The organism is Bacillus sp. PS196, assembly GCF_037963555.1.
Classification (GTDB): domain Bacteria; phylum Bacillota; class Bacilli; order Bacillales; family Bacillaceae; genus Bacillus; species Bacillus subtilis.
Window position 1 is genome coordinate 2,345,352 of record NZ_CP150159.1, and the last position, 16,547, is coordinate 2,361,898.

Annotated in this window: 20 protein-coding genes, 2 pseudogenes and 1 riboswitch; of the genes and pseudogenes, 5 read left to right on the top strand and 17 right to left on the bottom strand. The window is 40.7% G+C overall.

Annotated features, from left to right (window positions below; all coding sequences use genetic code 11):
* Nucleotides 1-37: 37 nt before the first annotated feature.
* Together scpB and scpA are read right to left on the bottom strand one after the other, a co-directional pair.
* Entirely contained in the window at nt 38-631 is a 594-nt protein-coding gene (gene scpB / locus NST79_RS12065; RefSeq protein ID WP_003223904.1) for an SMC-Scp complex subunit ScpB, read from the bottom strand.
* Complete coding sequence (gene scpA / locus NST79_RS12070; RefSeq protein ID WP_003246108.1) at nt 621-1,376, bottom strand: segregation/condensation protein A; 756 nt, start codon at nt 1,374-1,376, stop codon at nt 621-623. The genes scpB and scpA overlap by 11 nt, the downstream gene beginning before the upstream one ends.
* Before the next feature lie 280 nt (nt 1,377-1,656).
* Between scpA and NST79_RS12075 the strand changes: the two genes are divergently transcribed.
* Nucleotides 1,657-2,181 carry a DUF309 domain-containing protein gene (locus NST79_RS12075; RefSeq protein WP_212060755.1) on the top strand — a complete coding sequence of 175 codons (525 nt, stop codon included), beginning with the start codon at nt 1,657-1,659 and terminating at the stop codon, nt 2,179-2,181.
* A 13-nt stretch (nt 2,182-2,194) separates the two neighbouring features.
* On the opposite strand, the gene ribT is transcribed toward NST79_RS12075, so the two are convergent.
* The 7 genes from ribT to lepB form a co-directional block, all read right to left on the bottom strand.
* Complete coding sequence (ribT, locus tag NST79_RS12080) at nt 2,195-2,569, bottom strand: GNAT family N-acetyltransferase RibT (RefSeq protein ID WP_003223910.1); 375 nt, start codon at nt 2,567-2,569, stop codon at nt 2,195-2,197.
* 112 nt (nt 2,570-2,681) lie between these two features.
* Nucleotides 2,682-3,146 (bottom strand): 6,7-dimethyl-8-ribityllumazine synthase, encoded by a 465-nt coding sequence (gene ribH, locus NST79_RS12085; protein ID WP_003223915.1) that lies wholly within the window; start codon nt 3,144-3,146, stop codon nt 2,682-2,684.
* Between the two features lie 32 nt (nt 3,147-3,178).
* A complete protein-coding gene (locus tag NST79_RS12090; RefSeq protein ID WP_116316574.1) occupies nt 3,179-4,375 on the bottom strand; it encodes a bifunctional 3,4-dihydroxy-2-butanone-4-phosphate synthase/GTP cyclohydrolase II in 1,197 nt (398 codons plus the stop codon).
* Between the two features lie 14 nt (nt 4,376-4,389).
* Complete coding sequence (ribE, locus tag NST79_RS12095) at nt 4,390-5,037, bottom strand: riboflavin synthase subunit alpha (protein WP_014480161.1); 648 nt, start codon at nt 5,035-5,037, stop codon at nt 4,390-4,392.
* Between the two features lie 10 nt (nt 5,038-5,047).
* Nucleotides 5,048-6,133, bottom strand: coding sequence for a bifunctional diaminohydroxyphosphoribosylaminopyrimidine deaminase/5-amino-6-(5-phosphoribosylamino)uracil reductase RibD (gene ribD, locus NST79_RS12100; protein WP_212060756.1), 1,086 nt, complete (start codon nt 6,131-6,133; stop codon nt 5,048-5,050).
* Nucleotides 6,134-6,262: 129 nt separating this feature from the next.
* Nucleotides 6,263-6,407: riboswitch (FMN riboswitch) on the bottom strand.
* Nucleotides 6,408-6,527: 120 nt separating this feature from the next.
* On the bottom strand, nt 6,528-6,872 hold the full coding sequence (locus tag NST79_RS12105) for a hypothetical protein (protein WP_032722053.1): 345 nt from the start codon (nt 6,870-6,872) through the stop codon (nt 6,528-6,530).
* Nucleotides 6,873-7,106: 234 nt separating this feature from the next.
* Complete coding sequence (gene lepB / locus NST79_RS12110) at nt 7,107-7,661, bottom strand: signal peptidase I (protein ID WP_003246166.1); 555 nt, start codon at nt 7,659-7,661, stop codon at nt 7,107-7,109.
* Between the two features lie 267 nt (nt 7,662-7,928).
* Between lepB and NST79_RS12115 the strand changes: the two are divergent.
* A pseudogene (locus tag NST79_RS12115) lies at nt 7,929-8,170 on the top strand (hypothetical protein).
* On the opposite strand, the gene NST79_RS12120 reads toward NST79_RS12115, so the two are convergent.
* From NST79_RS12120 to NST79_RS12130, 3 genes are all read right to left on the bottom strand, one after another.
* On the bottom strand, nt 8,113-8,319 hold the full coding sequence (locus NST79_RS12120) for a zinc ribbon domain-containing protein (RefSeq protein ID WP_003223929.1): 207 nt from the start codon (nt 8,317-8,319) through the stop codon (nt 8,113-8,115). The pseudogene NST79_RS12115 and the gene NST79_RS12120 overlap by 58 nt on opposite strands.
* Nucleotides 8,320-8,427: 108 nt before the next feature.
* Entirely contained in the window at nt 8,428-8,631 is a 204-nt protein-coding gene (locus NST79_RS12125) for a phosphatase PAP2 family protein (RefSeq protein WP_229762728.1), read from the bottom strand.
* A gap of 309 nt (nt 8,632-8,940) precedes the next feature.
* On the bottom strand, nt 8,941-9,144 hold the full coding sequence (locus tag NST79_RS12130) for a hypothetical protein (RefSeq protein ID WP_004398590.1): 204 nt from the start codon (nt 9,142-9,144) through the stop codon (nt 8,941-8,943).
* A 665-nt stretch (nt 9,145-9,809) separates the two neighbouring features.
* Between NST79_RS12130 and NST79_RS12135 the strand changes: the two genes are divergently transcribed.
* Nucleotides 9,810-10,022 (top strand): spore germination protein, encoded by a 213-nt coding sequence (locus NST79_RS12135; protein WP_003230479.1) that lies wholly within the window; start codon nt 9,810-9,812, stop codon nt 10,020-10,022.
* A 140-nt stretch (nt 10,023-10,162) separates the two neighbouring features.
* Here the strand turns inward: NST79_RS12135 and NST79_RS12140 are convergent.
* Nucleotides 10,163-10,414 (bottom strand): annotated as a pseudogene (locus NST79_RS12140) (peptidyl-prolyl cis-trans isomerase); the annotation flags it as partial.
* A gap of 492 nt (nt 10,415-10,906) precedes the next feature.
* Here NST79_RS12140 and NST79_RS12145 point away from each other — a divergent pair.
* Nucleotides 10,907-11,821 (top strand): SH3 domain-containing protein, encoded by a 915-nt coding sequence (locus NST79_RS12145; protein WP_247470541.1) that lies wholly within the window; start codon nt 10,907-10,909, stop codon nt 11,819-11,821.
* A gap of 314 nt (nt 11,822-12,135) precedes the next feature.
* On the opposite strand, the gene NST79_RS12150 is transcribed toward NST79_RS12145, so the two are convergent.
* From NST79_RS12150 to NST79_RS12160, 3 genes are all read right to left on the bottom strand, one after another.
* Nucleotides 12,136-12,819 (bottom strand): hypothetical protein, encoded by a 684-nt coding sequence (locus NST79_RS12150; protein WP_212060316.1) that lies wholly within the window; start codon nt 12,817-12,819, stop codon nt 12,136-12,138.
* Between the two features lie 383 nt (nt 12,820-13,202).
* Entirely contained in the window at nt 13,203-13,472 is a 270-nt protein-coding gene (locus tag NST79_RS12155; protein WP_042975721.1) for a hypothetical protein, read from the bottom strand.
* Nucleotides 13,473-13,605: 133 nt separating this feature from the next.
* A complete protein-coding gene (locus NST79_RS12160; protein WP_003223931.1) occupies nt 13,606-14,037 on the bottom strand; it encodes a peptidylprolyl isomerase in 432 nt (143 codons plus the stop codon).
* A gap of 256 nt (nt 14,038-14,293) precedes the next feature.
* Between NST79_RS12160 and NST79_RS12165 the strand changes: the two genes are divergently transcribed.
* Nucleotides 14,294-15,166: a DUF1002 domain-containing protein gene (locus NST79_RS12165; protein WP_021479957.1), complete on the top strand. Its 873-nt coding sequence runs from the start codon at nt 14,294-14,296 to the stop codon at nt 15,164-15,166.
* A gap of 29 nt (nt 15,167-15,195) precedes the next feature.
* Here NST79_RS12165 and lysA read toward each other — a convergent pair whose 3' ends face one another.
* Nucleotides 15,196-16,515, bottom strand: a complete 1,320-nt coding sequence (gene lysA, locus NST79_RS12170) for a diaminopimelate decarboxylase (protein WP_212058908.1) — start codon at nt 16,513-16,515, stop codon at nt 15,196-15,198.
* Nucleotides 16,516-16,547: the final 32 nt, after the last annotated feature.

Genomic DNA, 16,547 nt, shown 5'->3' on the forward strand with positions numbered 1-16,547 from the left:
ATCTTATGATGATGAAAAAGCGCGATTCATTAAACTTCTATTTTATATCTTCGAAGGTTTGGTTAAAGTTTTCAAAAAATAAATCTGCTTCTTCTTGAAGAACGTCTTCTTCCGCATTTTCAGGCAGCGGCGGAAGCTCGTCCAGCGTTTTCAGACCGAATTGTTCAAGAAAAGTCGGCGTAGTACCGTATAAAATGGCCCGCCCCGGACCATCGGCACGCCCTACCTCACACAATAGCGCCTTCGCGACAAGACTGTGTAAAATCCGCTCTGATTTTACTCCTCTGATTTCTTCAATTTCTGCTCTCGTAATTGGCTGTTTGTATGAAACAATGGCCAGTACTTCTAAAGATGCTTGAGAAAGGCCCTTTGACGGCACTTCAATCAGTTTTTTCAAGTAAGGCGCAAAGTCTTTTTTGGTAGAGAGCATGTACGTATCTGCATACTCAATAAGTTCAATCCCTCGTGTATCTCCGCGGTATTCGTCCGCCACATCCGCCATGATAGTGTTTAGTTCAGGCTCTTCGATTTCAAGCACTGTTAACAGCTGCTTTTTTGTAAGCCCTTCATCGCCTGCCGCATAAAGAAGGGCTTCCACAATAGCTTTCCAATTCACGATATCAAGCCCCATGAATGGATTCACTCCCCGTAATGTAAATATCTGAAAAATTGTGCTCCTGTTCAATGAGGACCAGCTGATTTTTCATCAGCTCAAGAACAGCTAGAAAGGTCACTACTAAATGTTCTTTTTGCTCATATGGAAACAGATCCATAAAGTTAATTCTCGTTCCTCTAGATTTCAAGCTGTGCACGATTTCGTTCATTCTGGCTTCGATTGGTATGTCCTGTCTTGTAATTGTTGTTTCCATCGGCCTGTTTATTTTTTTGCGTTTCAGCACTTTTTGAAAAGCTCCGATCATATCATAGACCGTGACAGAGAGCTTTTGCTCAGACTGTTTTACTTCTTTTGCATATTCACTCAAATCACTCGGCGGTTTCGTGAACGATTTTTGTCTTTCTTCTTCCCGTTCTTTTAAATCCTTCGCCGCATCTTTATATTTTCGGTACTCAATCAGCTTTTCAATCAGTTCCTCCCGCGGATCTTCTTCTTCAAGTAATTCATCTTCAAAAAGCTCCTCCTCTTGCTTCGGGAGCAGCATTCTGCTTTTAATGCTGAGCAGCGTGGCAGCCATAACCAAATACTCGCTGGCAATGTCGAGCTCAAGCACGCGCATCGTATGTACATATAATAAATATTGTTCAGTGATCTTCGCCACAGGTATATCATATATGTCAATTTCAAGACGATTGATTAAATGAAGCAGCAGGTCCAATGGGCCCTCAAACGTATCAATTTTCACTTGATATTCTTCCATCATCTCACCATTTTCAAGTATCACTCTCATTGCCGGAAAAACTGGCTACCCTATAGTATAAGCCACCAAAAAGCTCTCGTCCAATACTATTTCATATCCTGTTTTGAAGGAGTTTGTACAGAATATTCAAAACACAAGAGGTGTTTGCTCGGAGCGCAGAAGCGGGAGAAAAAGCCTTTGCTTCTGGTTTTCCTTTCTAAGAAGCACTAGAGGCCGGGCGTTCTTTTTTCCTTTTATCCCTTCTATGGTACACTAAAAGCACATTAAAGGAGGAAGCACCTTGTATCCGAAAGCTTATATAGATTATCTCGTTGAGTTTCACGCGACACGGGATTATTTTGAATGCCATGAAATATTAGAAGAATATTGGAAGGAAGATCCGCCAAAGAAACGAAAACGCTATTGGGTCGGCTTTATTCAGCTTGCAGTTGCTTTATATCATCACAGAAGGCAGAATACAGCCGGGGCAAAAAGACTGATGGCGAACAGCATCCGGATTCTCAAAGCAGAACACCGGGCAGTCGAAGACTTAGGGCTCGATCATGGCCGTTTTCTCGAGCTTATGCAATCGGTTTACGAACAAATCGAAACGGGCTCTGCCTATAAAAGCATTATGCTGCCAATCAAAGATGAGAAACTGGAGGAAGCATGCAGGATCGAATGCAGGAAAAAAAAGTATACATGGGGGCAGCCCAGTGCACTCAGGAACATATTTCTGATCGACAAACACCGTTTGCGGGATCGGACTGACGTCATCCGTGAACGTGAAAGAGAAATAGAACGCAGAAAAAAAAGCAGAGGCTGATGACAGCCTCTGCTTAATTATTGTATGAAATGTCTTGATCCTGCTGACCTTGACAACGTTCGAAAAAGCTCTGCGTTAATTCATTTGGAACCAGTACTTGCGTTTTGAATAAATGCTTTAAAGCATCCATCATCTGTTTTCCGATTCCTTGATGGCGATGAGAAGGATTCACACTGATATGCCGGATCTCAACCTCAGAATCCTTTTTTTCGACTCCGATTGCTCCGACGATATCCTCGTCCTCTTTCCAAAGAAAGAGCTGGCGGTCTGTATCCGTTTCGTAGTCCTTAATTGTCTGCTGAAGCTGCTTAAGGTCTTTTTCATTCGGCATAAACGAAAGAAGCCCCATCGCAATCTTTTCAAACGATTTTTTATAACGAATTAACATAAAAACCCCTCTATATCCAAAATGTCCAGTCTGCTATTAACGGATACGAATAGGTGATCCGTTTTCTCACATTATATCATTTTCGCCATATTTTTAAACTGTTTTCAGCAAATTATTCAAATGAGCGGTTTAAATTTGCCATTTCAATGGCAGAAACAGCACAATCTACACCTTTGTTGCCCGCTTTTGTGCCGGCACGCTCGATAGCCTGTTCGATGTTTTCAGTTGTTACAATTCCAAAGATGACAGGTACACCAGTAGTGTTTGCTGCTTGCGCGATGCCTTTTGCAGCTTCATTGCAGACATAATCGTAATGTGTCGTCGCGCCTCTGATGACAGTGCCCAATGTGATAATAGCATCATATTTTTTTGTTTCCGCCATTTTTTTCGCAGCAAACGGTATTTCAAATGCGCCTGGAACCCAAGCCACATCAATGTCATTTGTGTCTACGCCATGTCTGAGCAGCGCATCTTCTGCTCCGCTCAGCAGCTTGCTCGTAATAAAATCATTAAATCTTCCTACTACGATTCCGATTTTAAGACCTGTACCAACTAAATTTCCTTGTATGATATTCATATGATTCCCATCCTTTTTTGTGATATTTGTGATTAGAAATGAAGTAAATGACCTAGCTTGTTCATTTTGGTTTGCAAATATTTTTTATTGTGTTCTTTCGCCTCCATTTGAAGCGGCACTCTTTCTGAAATACTGAGTCCGTAGCCTTCAAGGCCTGCGATTTTTCGCGGATTATTCGTCAAAAGCTTCATATTCCGGACACCGAGGTCGCGTAAAATTTGTGCTCCGATGCCATAGTTGCGAAGATCCGGCAAGAATCCAAGCGCCTCATTGGCTTCTACGGTGTCATAGCCTTGTTCCTGAAGCTTATAAGCTTTTAATTTATTGATTAAACCGATGCCTCGTCCTTCTTGGCGCAAGTACAGGAGCACTCCACGGCCTTCTGCGGCAATTTGGTTCAGCGCGGCGTGCAGCTGCGGTCCGCAATCACAGCGATGAGAGCCAAACACGTCACCTGTGAGACATTCTGAATGCACCCGGACCAATACCGGTTCTTCTCCGAACGGCACCTCTCCCATCACAAATGCGACATGCTCTTTTCCATCTACCTCATTTGTGTATCCATAAACCTTAAATGTCCCAAAATCAGTAGGCAGCGTAATGTCAACTTCACGCTCTACAAGTGTTGTCAGATTGTAACGGTATTGAATCAAATCCTTAATGGTGATCATTTTTAATTGATGCTTTTTCGCAATTTCAATGAGCTCAGGCACTCTCGCCATCGTTCCGTCTTCATTCATAATTTCACAAATGACGCCGGCTCTTGGAGATCCGCAAGCTTCAGCAAGATCAACAGCAGCTTCTGTATGGCCCGCTCTTTTCAGGACACCTCCTTTTTTCGCGATCAGTGGAAAAATGTGCCCCGGACGCTGAAAATCAGATGGCACGGATTTGCTGTCCAGCAATGCTTGAACGGTAAAAGATCTTTCTTGAGCGCTGATACCTGTCTTCGTTTCACGATGGTCTATGCTTACGGTAAATGCAGTGTGGTGAGAATCTGTATTATGCTCAACCATAGGGTGAAGATCAAGCCTGTCTGCGATTTCCTCACTGAGCGGCGTGCAGATCAGTCCTCTCCCATGTGTCGCCATAAAGTTAATGACTTCCGGCGTTGCATGCTCGGCAAGAGCCACAAAGTCTCCTTCATTTTCTCTGTCTTCATCATCTACAACGATGATGACTTCGCCTTTTTTTAAAGCGTCCAGTGCTTCTTCTATCGGATGAAACATGCAAATCTTCCTCTCTAAAAGCCGTTTTCGCTTAAGAAGGCTTTTGTAATGGTTTGTTGGGTCTTATTTTCATTGGCTTTATGCAAAAATCGATACATATATTTTCCGATCATATCGCATTCGATATTCACTTTAGAGCCGATCGTTTTTTCTGAAAAAATCGTTTCGCTGATCGTATGCGGTATTAAGGAGATCGTCACTGTGTCTTCTGTCAGGCCGAATATGGTTAAGCTCACGCCATCCACAGTAATTGATCCCTTTAAAACCAATGTTTTTGTTAATGATGGGTCCATTTTTAAATCATAGTAAACTGCGTTGCTTTTCTCTTCAATTCGTGTGATTTCCGCAGTTCCGTCGACATGGCCAGAGACGAAATGGCCTCCGAAACGGCCGTTTGCCGCCATCGCTCTTTCCAGATTTACTTTGCTTCCTTTTGTTAAATCATTCAGTGACGTAGCTTTGACTGTTTCAGGCATAACATCCACTGTGAATTGATTTTTTGTAAAATCAGTGACAGTCAGACAAATGCCGTTCACTGCAATGCTGTCGCCAAGATGAACATCCTCTAAAATCTTTGAGCATTTAATAGTTAAGGCCATTGAATGCCCTGCTTTTTTCATGGATTCGATTGTGCCTGTTTCTTCGATAATTCCTGTAAACATGGTCACCATCCTATTCCTTTGTCGGTTTTGCCGTCAGTTTGATATCACGGCCGATTTGGGTTATATCAGTGAATTGTAATAAGGGGACATCTTTCATTGATTGAAAACCTTCACCGGAGATTAAGCTGGGAGCATGCGTTCCTCCGATTAGTTTAGGGGCAAAATAGAAGATGATTTCTTGAAAACAGCCTTCTTTGACAAAGCTTCCGTGAACAGCTGAACCGCCTTCCACATACACCGACATGATGCCTTCTTCCGCTAGGATCTTCAAAACATCAGGAATTTGAATGCGCTCGGTTTCAAGTGTAAATATGTTCACTCCGAAAGCTGAAAGCCGTTTTTTCTTTTCCTCGTCTGCGCGTGCCGTCGTAAAAATCCATGTCGGCGCTATTTGATCGCAAATCACTTTAGCGTCCTCAGGAATCGAGAGTACGGTATCAAGTATGACCCGAACCGGCTGTTTTGTTACATTCGGCAGTCTGCAGGTTAAGCTCGGATTGTCGGCTTTCACTGTGCCAACTCCGACTAAAATGCTTTGGTGTGTTTTCCTGTATTGCTGAGCATCCTGTCTTGCAGCCTCTGACGTGATCCATTTGCTGTCACCCGTGCTGGTAGCTATCTTGCCGTCAAGGCTGGCAGCCGCTTTTAGCGTGACGTACGGAAGGCCTGTCCTCATAAAGTGCAGAAATTTTTCATTCAGGCTCTCCGCCTGGTCTGCCAGGATGCCTTCCCTTACCTCAATGCCGGCTTCTTTGATCATGCTGATCCCTCTTCCAGCCACAAGCGGATTAGGATCTCTCATCGCCACGAACACTCTATTGATGCCAGAGTTGATAATCAATTCTGCACATGGCGGTGTTTTTCCGTAATGGCTGCACGGTTCGAGTGTAACGTAAATGTCGGCACCCTCTGCATGTGCTCCAGCCATATGGATGGCATGAACTTCTGCATGAGCTTCACCATATTTTAAATGGGCGCCCATTCCGACAATTTGTCCGTCCTTTACGACAACAGCACCGACGAGCGGATTGGATTCGGTCTGTCCTTCGCCCTGCTTCGCAAGATCTAATGCCAGCTTCATATAATACTCTTCCATTTGTTTCCCTCCCCTCTTTTGTTATTTACCGTCAAAAAAGCCCCGAATTTATAAAAAATTCGGGGCTTTAGGTATTTTACGCAATAGGAAATAACACTATGCATTTTTAAACATTTTGCATAGCGGTTCATCATCCTTCTCCCATCCAGACTTTCACTGTCGGCTTCAGCTTAAACTGAATCCACCGCGTGCTTATGCACACGGGTCACGGGCTCTAAAGCAAATGTGCTTTACTACCGCCGGTCGGGATTTCCACCCTGCCCCGAAGGATACAATCTTTATTCATTTGTCCTTATTGGCTATTATAGCGATCCTTTTTAAAGTACGCAATGAAATAAACTTACAATTTGAGAAAAACAAAACATCACCCTTCGATCCGAAAGGTGATGTTTTGTTAATCATTCACTTTTGCAACCTTGATTAATCCGTCGATCCGCTTTGATTTGCTGAAGTATGCCTTAATCTTGTCACCTTCTTTTATATCAGATAAATCCTGATTTAATTTTTTTCCGTTGAAGATGATTTTCGTTCCGTTTTCTGCTACTCCATGATACTCTGAGCCCTCAATTCTCGTCACTTTATATTCCTGGATGGTGTATTCCTCTTCTTCCGAGGACAAGGTTTGTCCAATTGCTGTCGGAACATCCTTCAGCTCAACATCATTTATGTACATATAACCGCCTGCAAGTAAAAGCAAAAGCACTAACAGAATGGTAATCTTGGTTTTTATTCTTCCCATTTCTAAACCTCCAGCCAATATGAATCTATTCATTCATATGAGTTATTCCTTTTTTTCATGAATAAAAAACCGTAAATTCTCGTAAATTATTAATATAACGATGCATAACGGGAATATGTTTCACATTTCTGCAAAAATTTCTTTTCTATAGATATACGAATTTATGTTCTGTTTTTAGGGGATGACCGTAAAAAAGATATAAAAAAAGCAGCCCCAATGGGAAACTGCTTGATCCTAATTTGTTTTGCGCATTTCGTTAAACGGGTAGAAAACAAACTTTGACGTACCCGCAATTTGTTTTTTCGTGAAGAGGCCAAGACCGTTACGGCTGTCCATTGAATTCCGACGGTTGTCGCCCATCACAAAATACTTGTTATCAGGCACTTTAACCGGGCCGAAATCATCGGTCAAATGGTCAAAACCGTCCTGTTTCGCTCTCTTTTTATTAGCCGCCAAATAAGGTTCGTCCACCTTTTTCCCGTTGATATAGAGCTGGTCATTTTTCATCTCAACCGTATCGCCGGGAAGGCCGATAATACGTTTGACATAGTGAACATCATCTCCGTTTAACACGACGATGTCTCCTCTATCAAACTCGCCGATGTATTTGACTGTCATATTGACAAAGACCCTTTCACGGTTGTGAAGTGTAGGATACATAGAGTCACCATCAACGACATACGGCGCAAAAATAAAGTTGCGGATGAGCAAAGCGAGAACGACAGCAATCACAATTGCTTTTGCCCATTCTAATATTGATTTTTTCTTCGAAACATTTTCTGATTTCAACTGATTTCCTCCAATAAACAACGGTCTTCAATTTATGTTATCACGAATCGAAAAAAAATCCCATTAGGACCATTGAAGTGATTTTACAAACTGTTAATCTTCATCTTCTACCCACATCATGCCTATTTTTTTCTTGTCGACCATAACTAGGCCTGAAAATATTGAAAGAAATGAATCGCATAATTCAGAAGCGATGGACTCAGAAGAAAGAGAGTTCTCATATGCAAAATCTTTAGATCGTATATAAAGCATGAGGTTACGAGCAGTTTGTTCATTTACTGCATTCCATTGATCTCCCAGTCCATGATACCCATGGCACTTGACAAAAAACAATTCACGTCATAAAGGTTACTGGAATGTTTGCAGCAACCTATTTCACAGGTGATAACCGCATCCCGTTTTTGCTTTCATGATATGTTTAAAATCATTCAAGCTCGAAAAAAAACATGGATCAGCCTCCAAAAAATAAATCCAATATATTCCCGGCAGTTGAAGACTCTTTATTATAAAACTCTGAATATCCGCAGTTCTTACAGTAAACCACTAGAAATCGGTTATGCTGCACGTCAAACAGCTTTGATAATCCCGTGCCGGTTGTAGCTATTTCTTTTTGTCCGGCTTCAGTACTACCGCATTTTATACAGCCTTTGTTGTTCATATCGCGATCTCCTTTTCATTACATCACGTTTGTTTGATTTATTTTACTACAAAATATCAATCCCAATGACCCGTACTACTTTAAAGTTTACTTAATTTTGATTACATACTAATTGGGTTCGTTTCTCAGCTTGGTAAATCTTCTGGAGAAACGGAAAAGCTCCATGACCAAAACATTCAAACTCAGCCAAACACCGCCGAAGGCGTAACCCGCAGCAACATCACTCGGATACTGCTCATTAACGTACACACGGCTCAGCCCGATGAGGAATAAAACGATAATAAACAAAAAAACGCAACAGTTTGCAGACACGCCTTGTGAGAATGACGAACAAAAAGATAAGCACAAAAACCAAAAATGACAAATGCCGTTAAAGTCTGTTCGCTCGGGAATGGATATAATACATGACTTTCCAAAGGAGCGTGAACAGGATGAAGGGAATGAAAGAGCCGTCTGATTCCCTCTTCATAAAGCTCCCCACCAATGACTAGGAAAAATAAGAAAGAGAGTTCGATTTTCCGATCTTGCCCTCTGAATACCGTCCAAAAAAAAGTTAGAACAATAACGGCTAACAGAACACCTCTCGACGCAAAAGCTTTCTGAATTGCAGCTGGGCCCAGTCTATACCCGATCCAATACGACATGCTCACTCCCACAGCTCCCCAATCCGGCCGCTAACATGCTTAGCACCCAGTTTAACTTTTCTTGAAACACGAGAACACCGGCAAACTCTCCCGGTCCAAGTAAAGCTAGAAGCTCTAACATCAAGACAATAAACAAGACGGCATATCCGTACTGTTCGAGCAACCCTGTCAAAACTTGCATGTGATTCTCCTTAAACTTTTTTGTTCTTTTATCATTCCCAATCCACTTTTTGTATAATCAGCACAATTTTATCTTCAGTCGTCCAACAACATTGTCTATGGCGGGATCTTCTCTCATACATTCTTTTTTGACATAGGAGGAGCAATAGCATGAAATGGGAGGAAACAAAAGATACGCAGGGAGTTTGCCAAAATTTTGGGCAGTTCGTTCTGCCACCGAGTCAGGTGTTTGTTTGCCCACCTCATCCCTTGTCAATTCCCCATTTTTCCCGTTTGAGGTTCGAAATGGTAAAGTATTTCACTTAGTTTCGTACATGAAGAGGTAAATTCTTTGCTCACCGAACTATGATAGCTGCGCATGACGATTACTGCATTGCATAACCACTGGTTATTTAGTGAGCCGTGAGCAATGTATATGCACTTTGAGTCAGCACAGGATGATCCTATTACATTCGCCAGAAAAGCAGCTGCCGCATTCAGAGTAGTTAAAAGAATAGACAGATATCTGGGCTTCCGGAAGCTTTAAAGGAGGCTCTTTTTTCGAGCATTTTTATAAATCAATAAAAACAGGCATCTCCTAAATATTTTTGCCGATAAGTTTACGCTAATCAACTCTAGCACTAATACATATAAAAAATAGAATGATATGAAAGGAGACTTGATAGTATGATTGATTATCCTATTAATATAAACAACGTTTCCGGGAACAGTGTAATTAACGTAGGCGGCGCTTTTATGATCAGGCCTTTAACTTTGTCCAAATCTGTGTTTGGCTCCGGAGGTTTAAACACAGGAATTGTCTTTGAAAATAACTTTGTAAGCAAAGCTAAAATGATTAATCATCAATTTACTGATCAAAACGTCACCAAAACTTTTTAATGTATTTATTTGGGGATTGAGAAATCTCCTTCCTTAAAAACCCGGTTTACCAACCGCCATCAGCACTCGGCGGTTTTTTATTGAACATTTTTACCCAATAAAAAAGCTCCCTCTATATGAGGAAGCCTTTTACCTGCCAATTAGCCTTCTACGCGAACTTCTTTCATGACGTCGCCATTAGACATGTTTTTCGCGAATTCTAATCCGCTTGTTACTTTACCGAATACAGTGTGAACACCGTTCAAATGAGGCTGTGGCTCATGAACGATGAAAAATTGGCTGCCGCCAGTGTCTTTTCCGGCATGTGCCATAGAAAGTGCGCCCGCCTCATGTGTATGCGGGTTGCCTTCTGTTTCACATTTGATTGTGTATCCCGGACCGCCAGTACCAGTACGTAATGACAAGGGAATCATTACAGGTTCTATAGATGGAAACGCTGAGTTTCTTGGTGGTAAACTACACTCGGAATATGCGTTATCCTCTGATGTTCCTCAGATGGCTAAAGGAACGTATGTAGGCGATGGAACAATTAGTAAACAAATATTGCTGCCTTTCACTCCAACTCTTGTAAAGGTTTACCCATTATCTATAGGTGATTCCATGTTATTAATTGATAATGACAATGGAGGCCATACGTAATGTGTAAATGAAATGGGATTATCCCTGGTTGGGGGAAACTCTACTACATACGGAAGTATAAACGAACTTGGGTTTATAACAGGATCAGACAGCGATCAAAGAGGGAATAAATTAAACGTCAAGTATATCTGGGAAGCATATAGGCATGTAAACTAAACAGGCGTATCCTTATTGGATATGTCTTTTCGTCTATTAAAGTCCACTTTGTGGTAAAATTATAATAAAAAACAAAGGGGCAATCTTTATTGACTACATCATCTTTACAATCTCAAATTAATATCAACACTCGTCCTATGCAAGATGCCATGAAAGCAGTTTCCGAATCACAATTAGAGCTAATTAAATCTTATAAGAAACAATTTGCTTTAAACAGAATAAACCTCCTACCTAAAATGCACACTTCAGATATCTTAAAATCATCAGGGGTTGAATCTGCCTTGAATCAGATGAGGACGGCTTTAAGACCCACGAACTTTAAAGAAAAATATACTCAACAGTTAAGAAATAGTTTAATGCATGACTTAGGTTCTAATAGAGTTCAGATAGCAACATACATGCAGCAACTTAGAACAGTATTCAAAGACCAAGCTATTCTAAATTCAAGCTTATATGTTACAAATGAGGAAATCTCTTCTAAAATCATAAGTGAGATCGACGAAATTTCTGATTACGTTGAAGAAACAGTTATAGCTTTAACCAATAATGATGGGATAACTAGACAAAATTACTTCGAGGGATTGAATCGTTTATGGAACACTGTTCTTTACTTTATTTCTAAACACTCAACGGCTTTATTATTACTGGCGAACCTCATTTACACTGATTTAATCTCTCCTATTAACCAGGCATTAACTTCAAAATATATAATAGATGAATTCATTGAAAAAAAACCAGAAACAGTATCGGAAGCTAAAAACGTTTTAAAAGACATTCCAATGAATAAAGAACTTAAAACCAATTACAGAATGGTTATAAAAGATACATTAGTAGTTAGAACACGTCCTAAAACAAATTCAAATGTAGCGTACGTATTAGACAAGTCATCAATTGTCTTTGTTGAAGAAAAGAAAAAGAATTGGAGTAAGGTTCTCTTTCGCAATGAAGCTGGTGAGGATCAAAGCGGATGGGTTTATACCCGTTATATTAAAAAGCTTGATTAAAACTGATTCGCTAAACGGGAGTCTTTTTTGTTTCAATTTTCTCTCTAAATAAAATTCTTCTTTTATTTAAACAGTATCATATAAAAAAGGGGGCGTTTCCCCCTTTTATCTTTTTATCCTCGCTATTCTTATGAGCTCGCCAATTACAGAACCGACAATGAAAATAATCAATGGGATCAAAGTAAATTTATTACCGAGTACCCCCATGTAAACAAAATAACATGCACATAAAACAAGGAACAAAAGGATATATCTTTTTATAACCCTATTAATAGCTGTTGTTTTTTCTTGTTGCATATTTTCTCACCTCGTTTTTATGGTTGACAACTTGCCGGAGTTGGTCTACTTCCAAAGAACTTAGCACTGTCAGCTGTTCTTAGAACTTTTTTCCTTGAAGAATCTTCATAGAACTTTGTTCTATTAGCATAAGGATAAGCATTGCACTTAAAAGCATAACGATACTGGAATACCGTATAATATGCAGTTGTTTGCGTACCTGCTAAAAATGATACAATACTCAGTATGACGTTATAAGGTGCTTTTGAGACTGCAGCTATGGCTGCTGTAGCTACACCAACTGAAACGCCTTTCAAGTTGTACTTATAGTTGTATTTACCCATGTATTTCCCGCCCGGTGGAATTTTCATAGTGGATGCATCTGAAGGTGATATAATTCCGTCTTCTTCCTTGACAAGATTAAAATCAAGCTCATTGTTTTTATATAGTGTATTCGTCTTAGTGTCATATTCAAATTTTATCTCAACACCACTTTCATCAGTAACATTAACTCTATTCACTTCAGGATCAGTGAAGTCGTAAGTATACGTGTACTTTTCTCCGTTAATTTCAAGCTCTTCCTTCCCCTCAATATCACTTAATACTGGTGAAGAAGTATCCAATACATCCTCACTATCGGCTTTGGCTTTAATGTCTGGCAATATGCCAATAAACATAGCAATGACCAAGAACATAAGAAACAATGACTTGATCTTTTTCAAAGAATCACTCCCTATCTTATTATTTGTTTCACATATAAAATAACACGAAAACGCTTTCATTAACAACAATTATTTCATTATATTTTAAAAAATGGAAAATTTCTCAGCTGTTTTTTCAGTGCAGTATTCTCTTTCCCTAAACTTAAAGAATATTAATACGGAATTAATAGAGAGTTTTAATCTTTTCCAATTCTGTTATAATAAATAGGATGAGTTCTCGTGTGATAAGCTCGATCTTGGCTCAATATTATTCAGTCAAATTCCTCCCCTATTTCTAATTCATTTAATTTAAATAAAATCATAATTTTATTGCAATCTGAGCGCTGTATGCTCTATTGAGTTCTTTTATATTACTGAGCAATAAAAACCATTGTACGCCCCCTTTACACAGTTTTAATACTATTTATCAATGCTTGTTTCAAACCCAACATATCTCTTAGCAAATACATTTTTTCAACTTCTTCAGGAGTATACTCACGATTAATTTCCTTTAGCAACGTATTAAACATCTGAATTACCCTAGCCGAATCCAAACTTTCTTTATCCAGTACTGTTTGTTGAAAGAATCCCATCATTAAATCGAGCAATTCCAATTGCTCTTTATTATTCAGATAATTGATCTTCTCTACAATTTCGTATATTTCATTATTCACTTTACTTCCTCCTCTAGCTTAAAATACTCACCCTAAAATCAAAAACACATATCAACAATACTATTTAGTAAACTATTCAATTAGTTACAAATAAAAAAGCTCCCTCTATATGAGGAAGCCTTTTACCTGCCGATTAGCCTTCTACACGAACTTCTTTCATGACGTCGCCATTAGACATGTTTTTCGCGAATTCTAATCCGCTTGTTACTTTACCGAATACAGTGTGAACACCGTTCAAATGAGGCTGTGGCTCATGAACGATGAAAAATTGGCTGCCGCCAGTGTCTTTTCCGGCATGTGCCATAGAAAGTGCGCCCGCCTCATGTGTATGCGGGTTGCCTTCTGTTTCACATTTGATTGTGTATCCCGGACCGCCAGTACCAGTTCCGTGCGGGCATCCGCCTTGGCTGACGAAGCCAGGAATCACTCGGTGGAATGTAAGCCCGTCATAAAAGCCTTCGTTCGCAAGCTTTTCAAAGTTTGCAACAGTTCCAGGTGCAGCTTCAGGATAAAGTTCAAATTCGATTTTGTTCCCGTCTTCTAATAAAAAGTAACCTGTTTTCAATTGTATGCCTACTTTCTTTATTTTAATTTTCAAAGGAGATTATGTATGATAGGTTATAGCCTGTCTCTCCTTGTCGCGGCTATTATACCACACCTTTCGGGGGAAAACGAATCTCCCGGGCTTTACTAAAAAATAAAAATGAAACCTGAATCTCTTTATCTCCGTCTAACCTAACGGAACTGTATTTTTCATGATTCAGGTCCTCACAAAGCAGCACTATCCAGCTGCTTGTGAAATTGAAGGAGGTCAAACTGCTTTGAAGAAAATTTGGATTGGAATGCTAGCAGCGGCCGTTTTGCTGCTGACGGTTCCGAAGGTCAGTCTCGCGGATGCCGCAGTTGGAGATGTCATTGTAACACTGGGTGCTGATTTGTCAGAATCCGACAAACAAAAAGTGCTTGATGAAATGAATGTCCCTGATAATGCCACAACGGTAACCGTGACCAATAAGGAAGAACATGAATATTTAGGAAAATATATATCGAACGCGCAAATCGGATCGAGAGCGATTTCTTCATCGTCAATCACCATTGCCAAAAAAGGCTCCGGATTGAATGTTGAGACCCATAATATCAGCGGCATCACAGATGAAATGTACCTGAATGCACTGATGACAGCCGGTGTTAAAGATGCGAAGGTGTATGTTACAGCACCGTTTGAAGTATCCGGGACTGCGGCTTTAACTGGATTGATTAAGGCGTATGAAGTTTCTTCAGACGAAGCGATCTCGGAGGATGTTAAACAAGTCGCCAACCAAGAGCTTGTCACGACATCAGAGCTTGGAGACAAAATCGGTAACGAAAATGCATCAGCCCTGATTGCAAAAATCAAAGAAGAGTTTGCTAAAAACGGGGTGCCTGATAATAAAGCTGACATCGAAAAACAAGTGGACGACGCAGCTTCTGATTTAAATGTCACGCTTACAGACAGCCAAAAGAATCAGCTTGTCTCCCTATTCAATAAGATGAAAAATGCTGACATTGACTGGGGACAGGTCAGTGACCAGCTTGATAAAGCGAAAGATAAGATTACGAAATTCATAGAATCAGATGAAGGCAAAAACTTCATCCAGAAAGTCATTGATTTCTTCGTATCTATCTGGAATGCGATTGTATCTATATTCAAATAGGAAAAGCGCCGAAAAATCGGCGCTTTCTTTTATTGCTTTACACCCGTTTTAAATGGCAGATCAAGTTTTACAATATCTTCGTATGTTTCTCGCTTCACGACTAAATGAGCCTCACCGTTTTCGACAAATACAACGGCGGGTCTCGGAATACGGTTATAATTGTTGGCCATGCTGTATCCATAAGCGCCTGTACAAAAAACGGCAAGAAGATCGCCTTCTTTTACTTCCGGCAGGTCAATATCCCAAATCAGCATATCTCCGCTTTCACAGCACTTTCCGGCAATTGATACCGTTTTGTCATGCGCTTCTCCGATCCTGTTGGCTGCCGCAGCTTCATATTTAGCTTGGTAAAGCGCAGGACGAATATTGTCGTTCATGCCTCCGTCTACAGCCACATATTGGCGGACACCCGGCACTTCTTTTTGAGAGCCAATCGTATAAAGAGTTGTGCCTGCGTCTCCTACGAGAGAACGGCCCGGTTCGATCCAAATTTCCGGGATGTCAAAACCGTAACGGGAAGCATTTTCTTTCACAGCTTCGATAATTTTTTCAACGTATTCAGTGGCATGAAGCGGTTCATCATCTTCCGTATAACGAATGCCGAAACCTCCTCCAAGATTCAGCACCTTGGATACAAATGAATATGAATCTCTCCATTCGTCTAGTTTTTTGAAGATTTTTTCCGCTGCTAACACAAAACCGGCCGTATCAAAGATTTGCGAGCCGATATGGCAATGGACACCCAGCAGCTGAATGTGTTCCGATTGTAATACTTGTTCAATGGCCCGTTCAGTTTGTCCGTTATGAAGATCGAAACCAAACTTTGAATCTTCCTGGCCCGTTGTAATGTAGTCATGCGTATGCGCTTCTACTCCGGGCGTGATCCGAAGAAGAACATCGATGGAGTGACCCGTTTCTTTACATAGGTCTTCAAGAAGCGCAATTTCATAGAAATTATCCACCACAATGCAGCCGATGCGGTGCTCAAGCGCCATGCGCAGTTCTTCCCTGCTCTTATTGTTTCCATGAAAGTGGATGCGTTCTGCCGGAAAGCCTGCCGCAACAGCCGTATATAGCTCTCCTCCGGATACGACATCTAAAGAAAGTCCCTCTTCCTCAGCGAGCTGAATCATTGCGACTGATGAGAATGCTTTGCTCGCATATGCCACCTGTGCTTTCAGCCCTGCAGAAATAAACGCCTGTTTAAAGTTTTTAGCACGCTCACGTATTAAAGCCACATCATATACGTAAAGAGGTGTACCATATTTCTCCGCTAAATAGAGAGCATCCACACCTCCGATTTCTAAATGACCATGTTGATTTTGTCTGCTTGTGCCGTGTAAGAACAATGTCATTCCCTCTTTCTCCGCTTATGGATGAA

Coding starts and splice junctions, on each gene's coding strand:
- scpB (WP_003223904.1), bottom strand. CDS start 631: ATGGGGCTTGATATCGTGAATTGGAAAGCTATTGTGGAAGCCCTTCTT.
- scpA (WP_003246108.1), bottom strand. CDS start 1,376: ATGGAAGAATATCAAGTGAAAATTGATACGTTTGAGGGCCCATTGGAC.
- ribT (WP_003223910.1), bottom strand. CDS start 2,569: ATGTTAATTCGTTATAAAAAATCGTTTGAAAAGATTGCGATGGGGCTT.
- ribH (WP_003223915.1), bottom strand. CDS start 3,146: ATGAATATCATACAAGGAAATTTAGTTGGTACAGGTCTTAAAATCGGA.
- NST79_RS12090 (WP_116316574.1), bottom strand. CDS start 4,375: ATGTTTCATCCGATAGAAGAAGCACTGGACGCTTTAAAAAAAGGCGAA.
- ribE (WP_014480161.1), bottom strand. CDS start 5,037: ATGTTTACAGGAATTATCGAAGAAACAGGCACAATCGAATCCATGAAA.
- ribD (WP_212060756.1), bottom strand. CDS start 6,133: ATGGAAGAGTATTATATGAAGCTGGCATTAGATCTTGCGAAGCAGGGC.
- NST79_RS12105 (WP_032722053.1), bottom strand. CDS start 6,872: ATGGGAAGAATAAAAACCAAGATTACCATTCTGTTAGTGCTTTTGCTT.
- NST79_RS12120 (WP_003223929.1), bottom strand. CDS start 8,319: ATGAACAACAAAGGCTGTATAAAATGCGGTAGTACTGAAGCCGGACAA.
- NST79_RS12130 (WP_004398590.1), bottom strand. CDS start 9,144: ATGCAAGTTTTGACAGGGTTGCTCGAACAGTACGGATATGCCGTCTTG.
- NST79_RS12135 (WP_003230479.1), top strand. CDS start 9,810: ATGATTGATTATCCTATTAATATAAACAACGTTTCCGGGAACAGTGTA.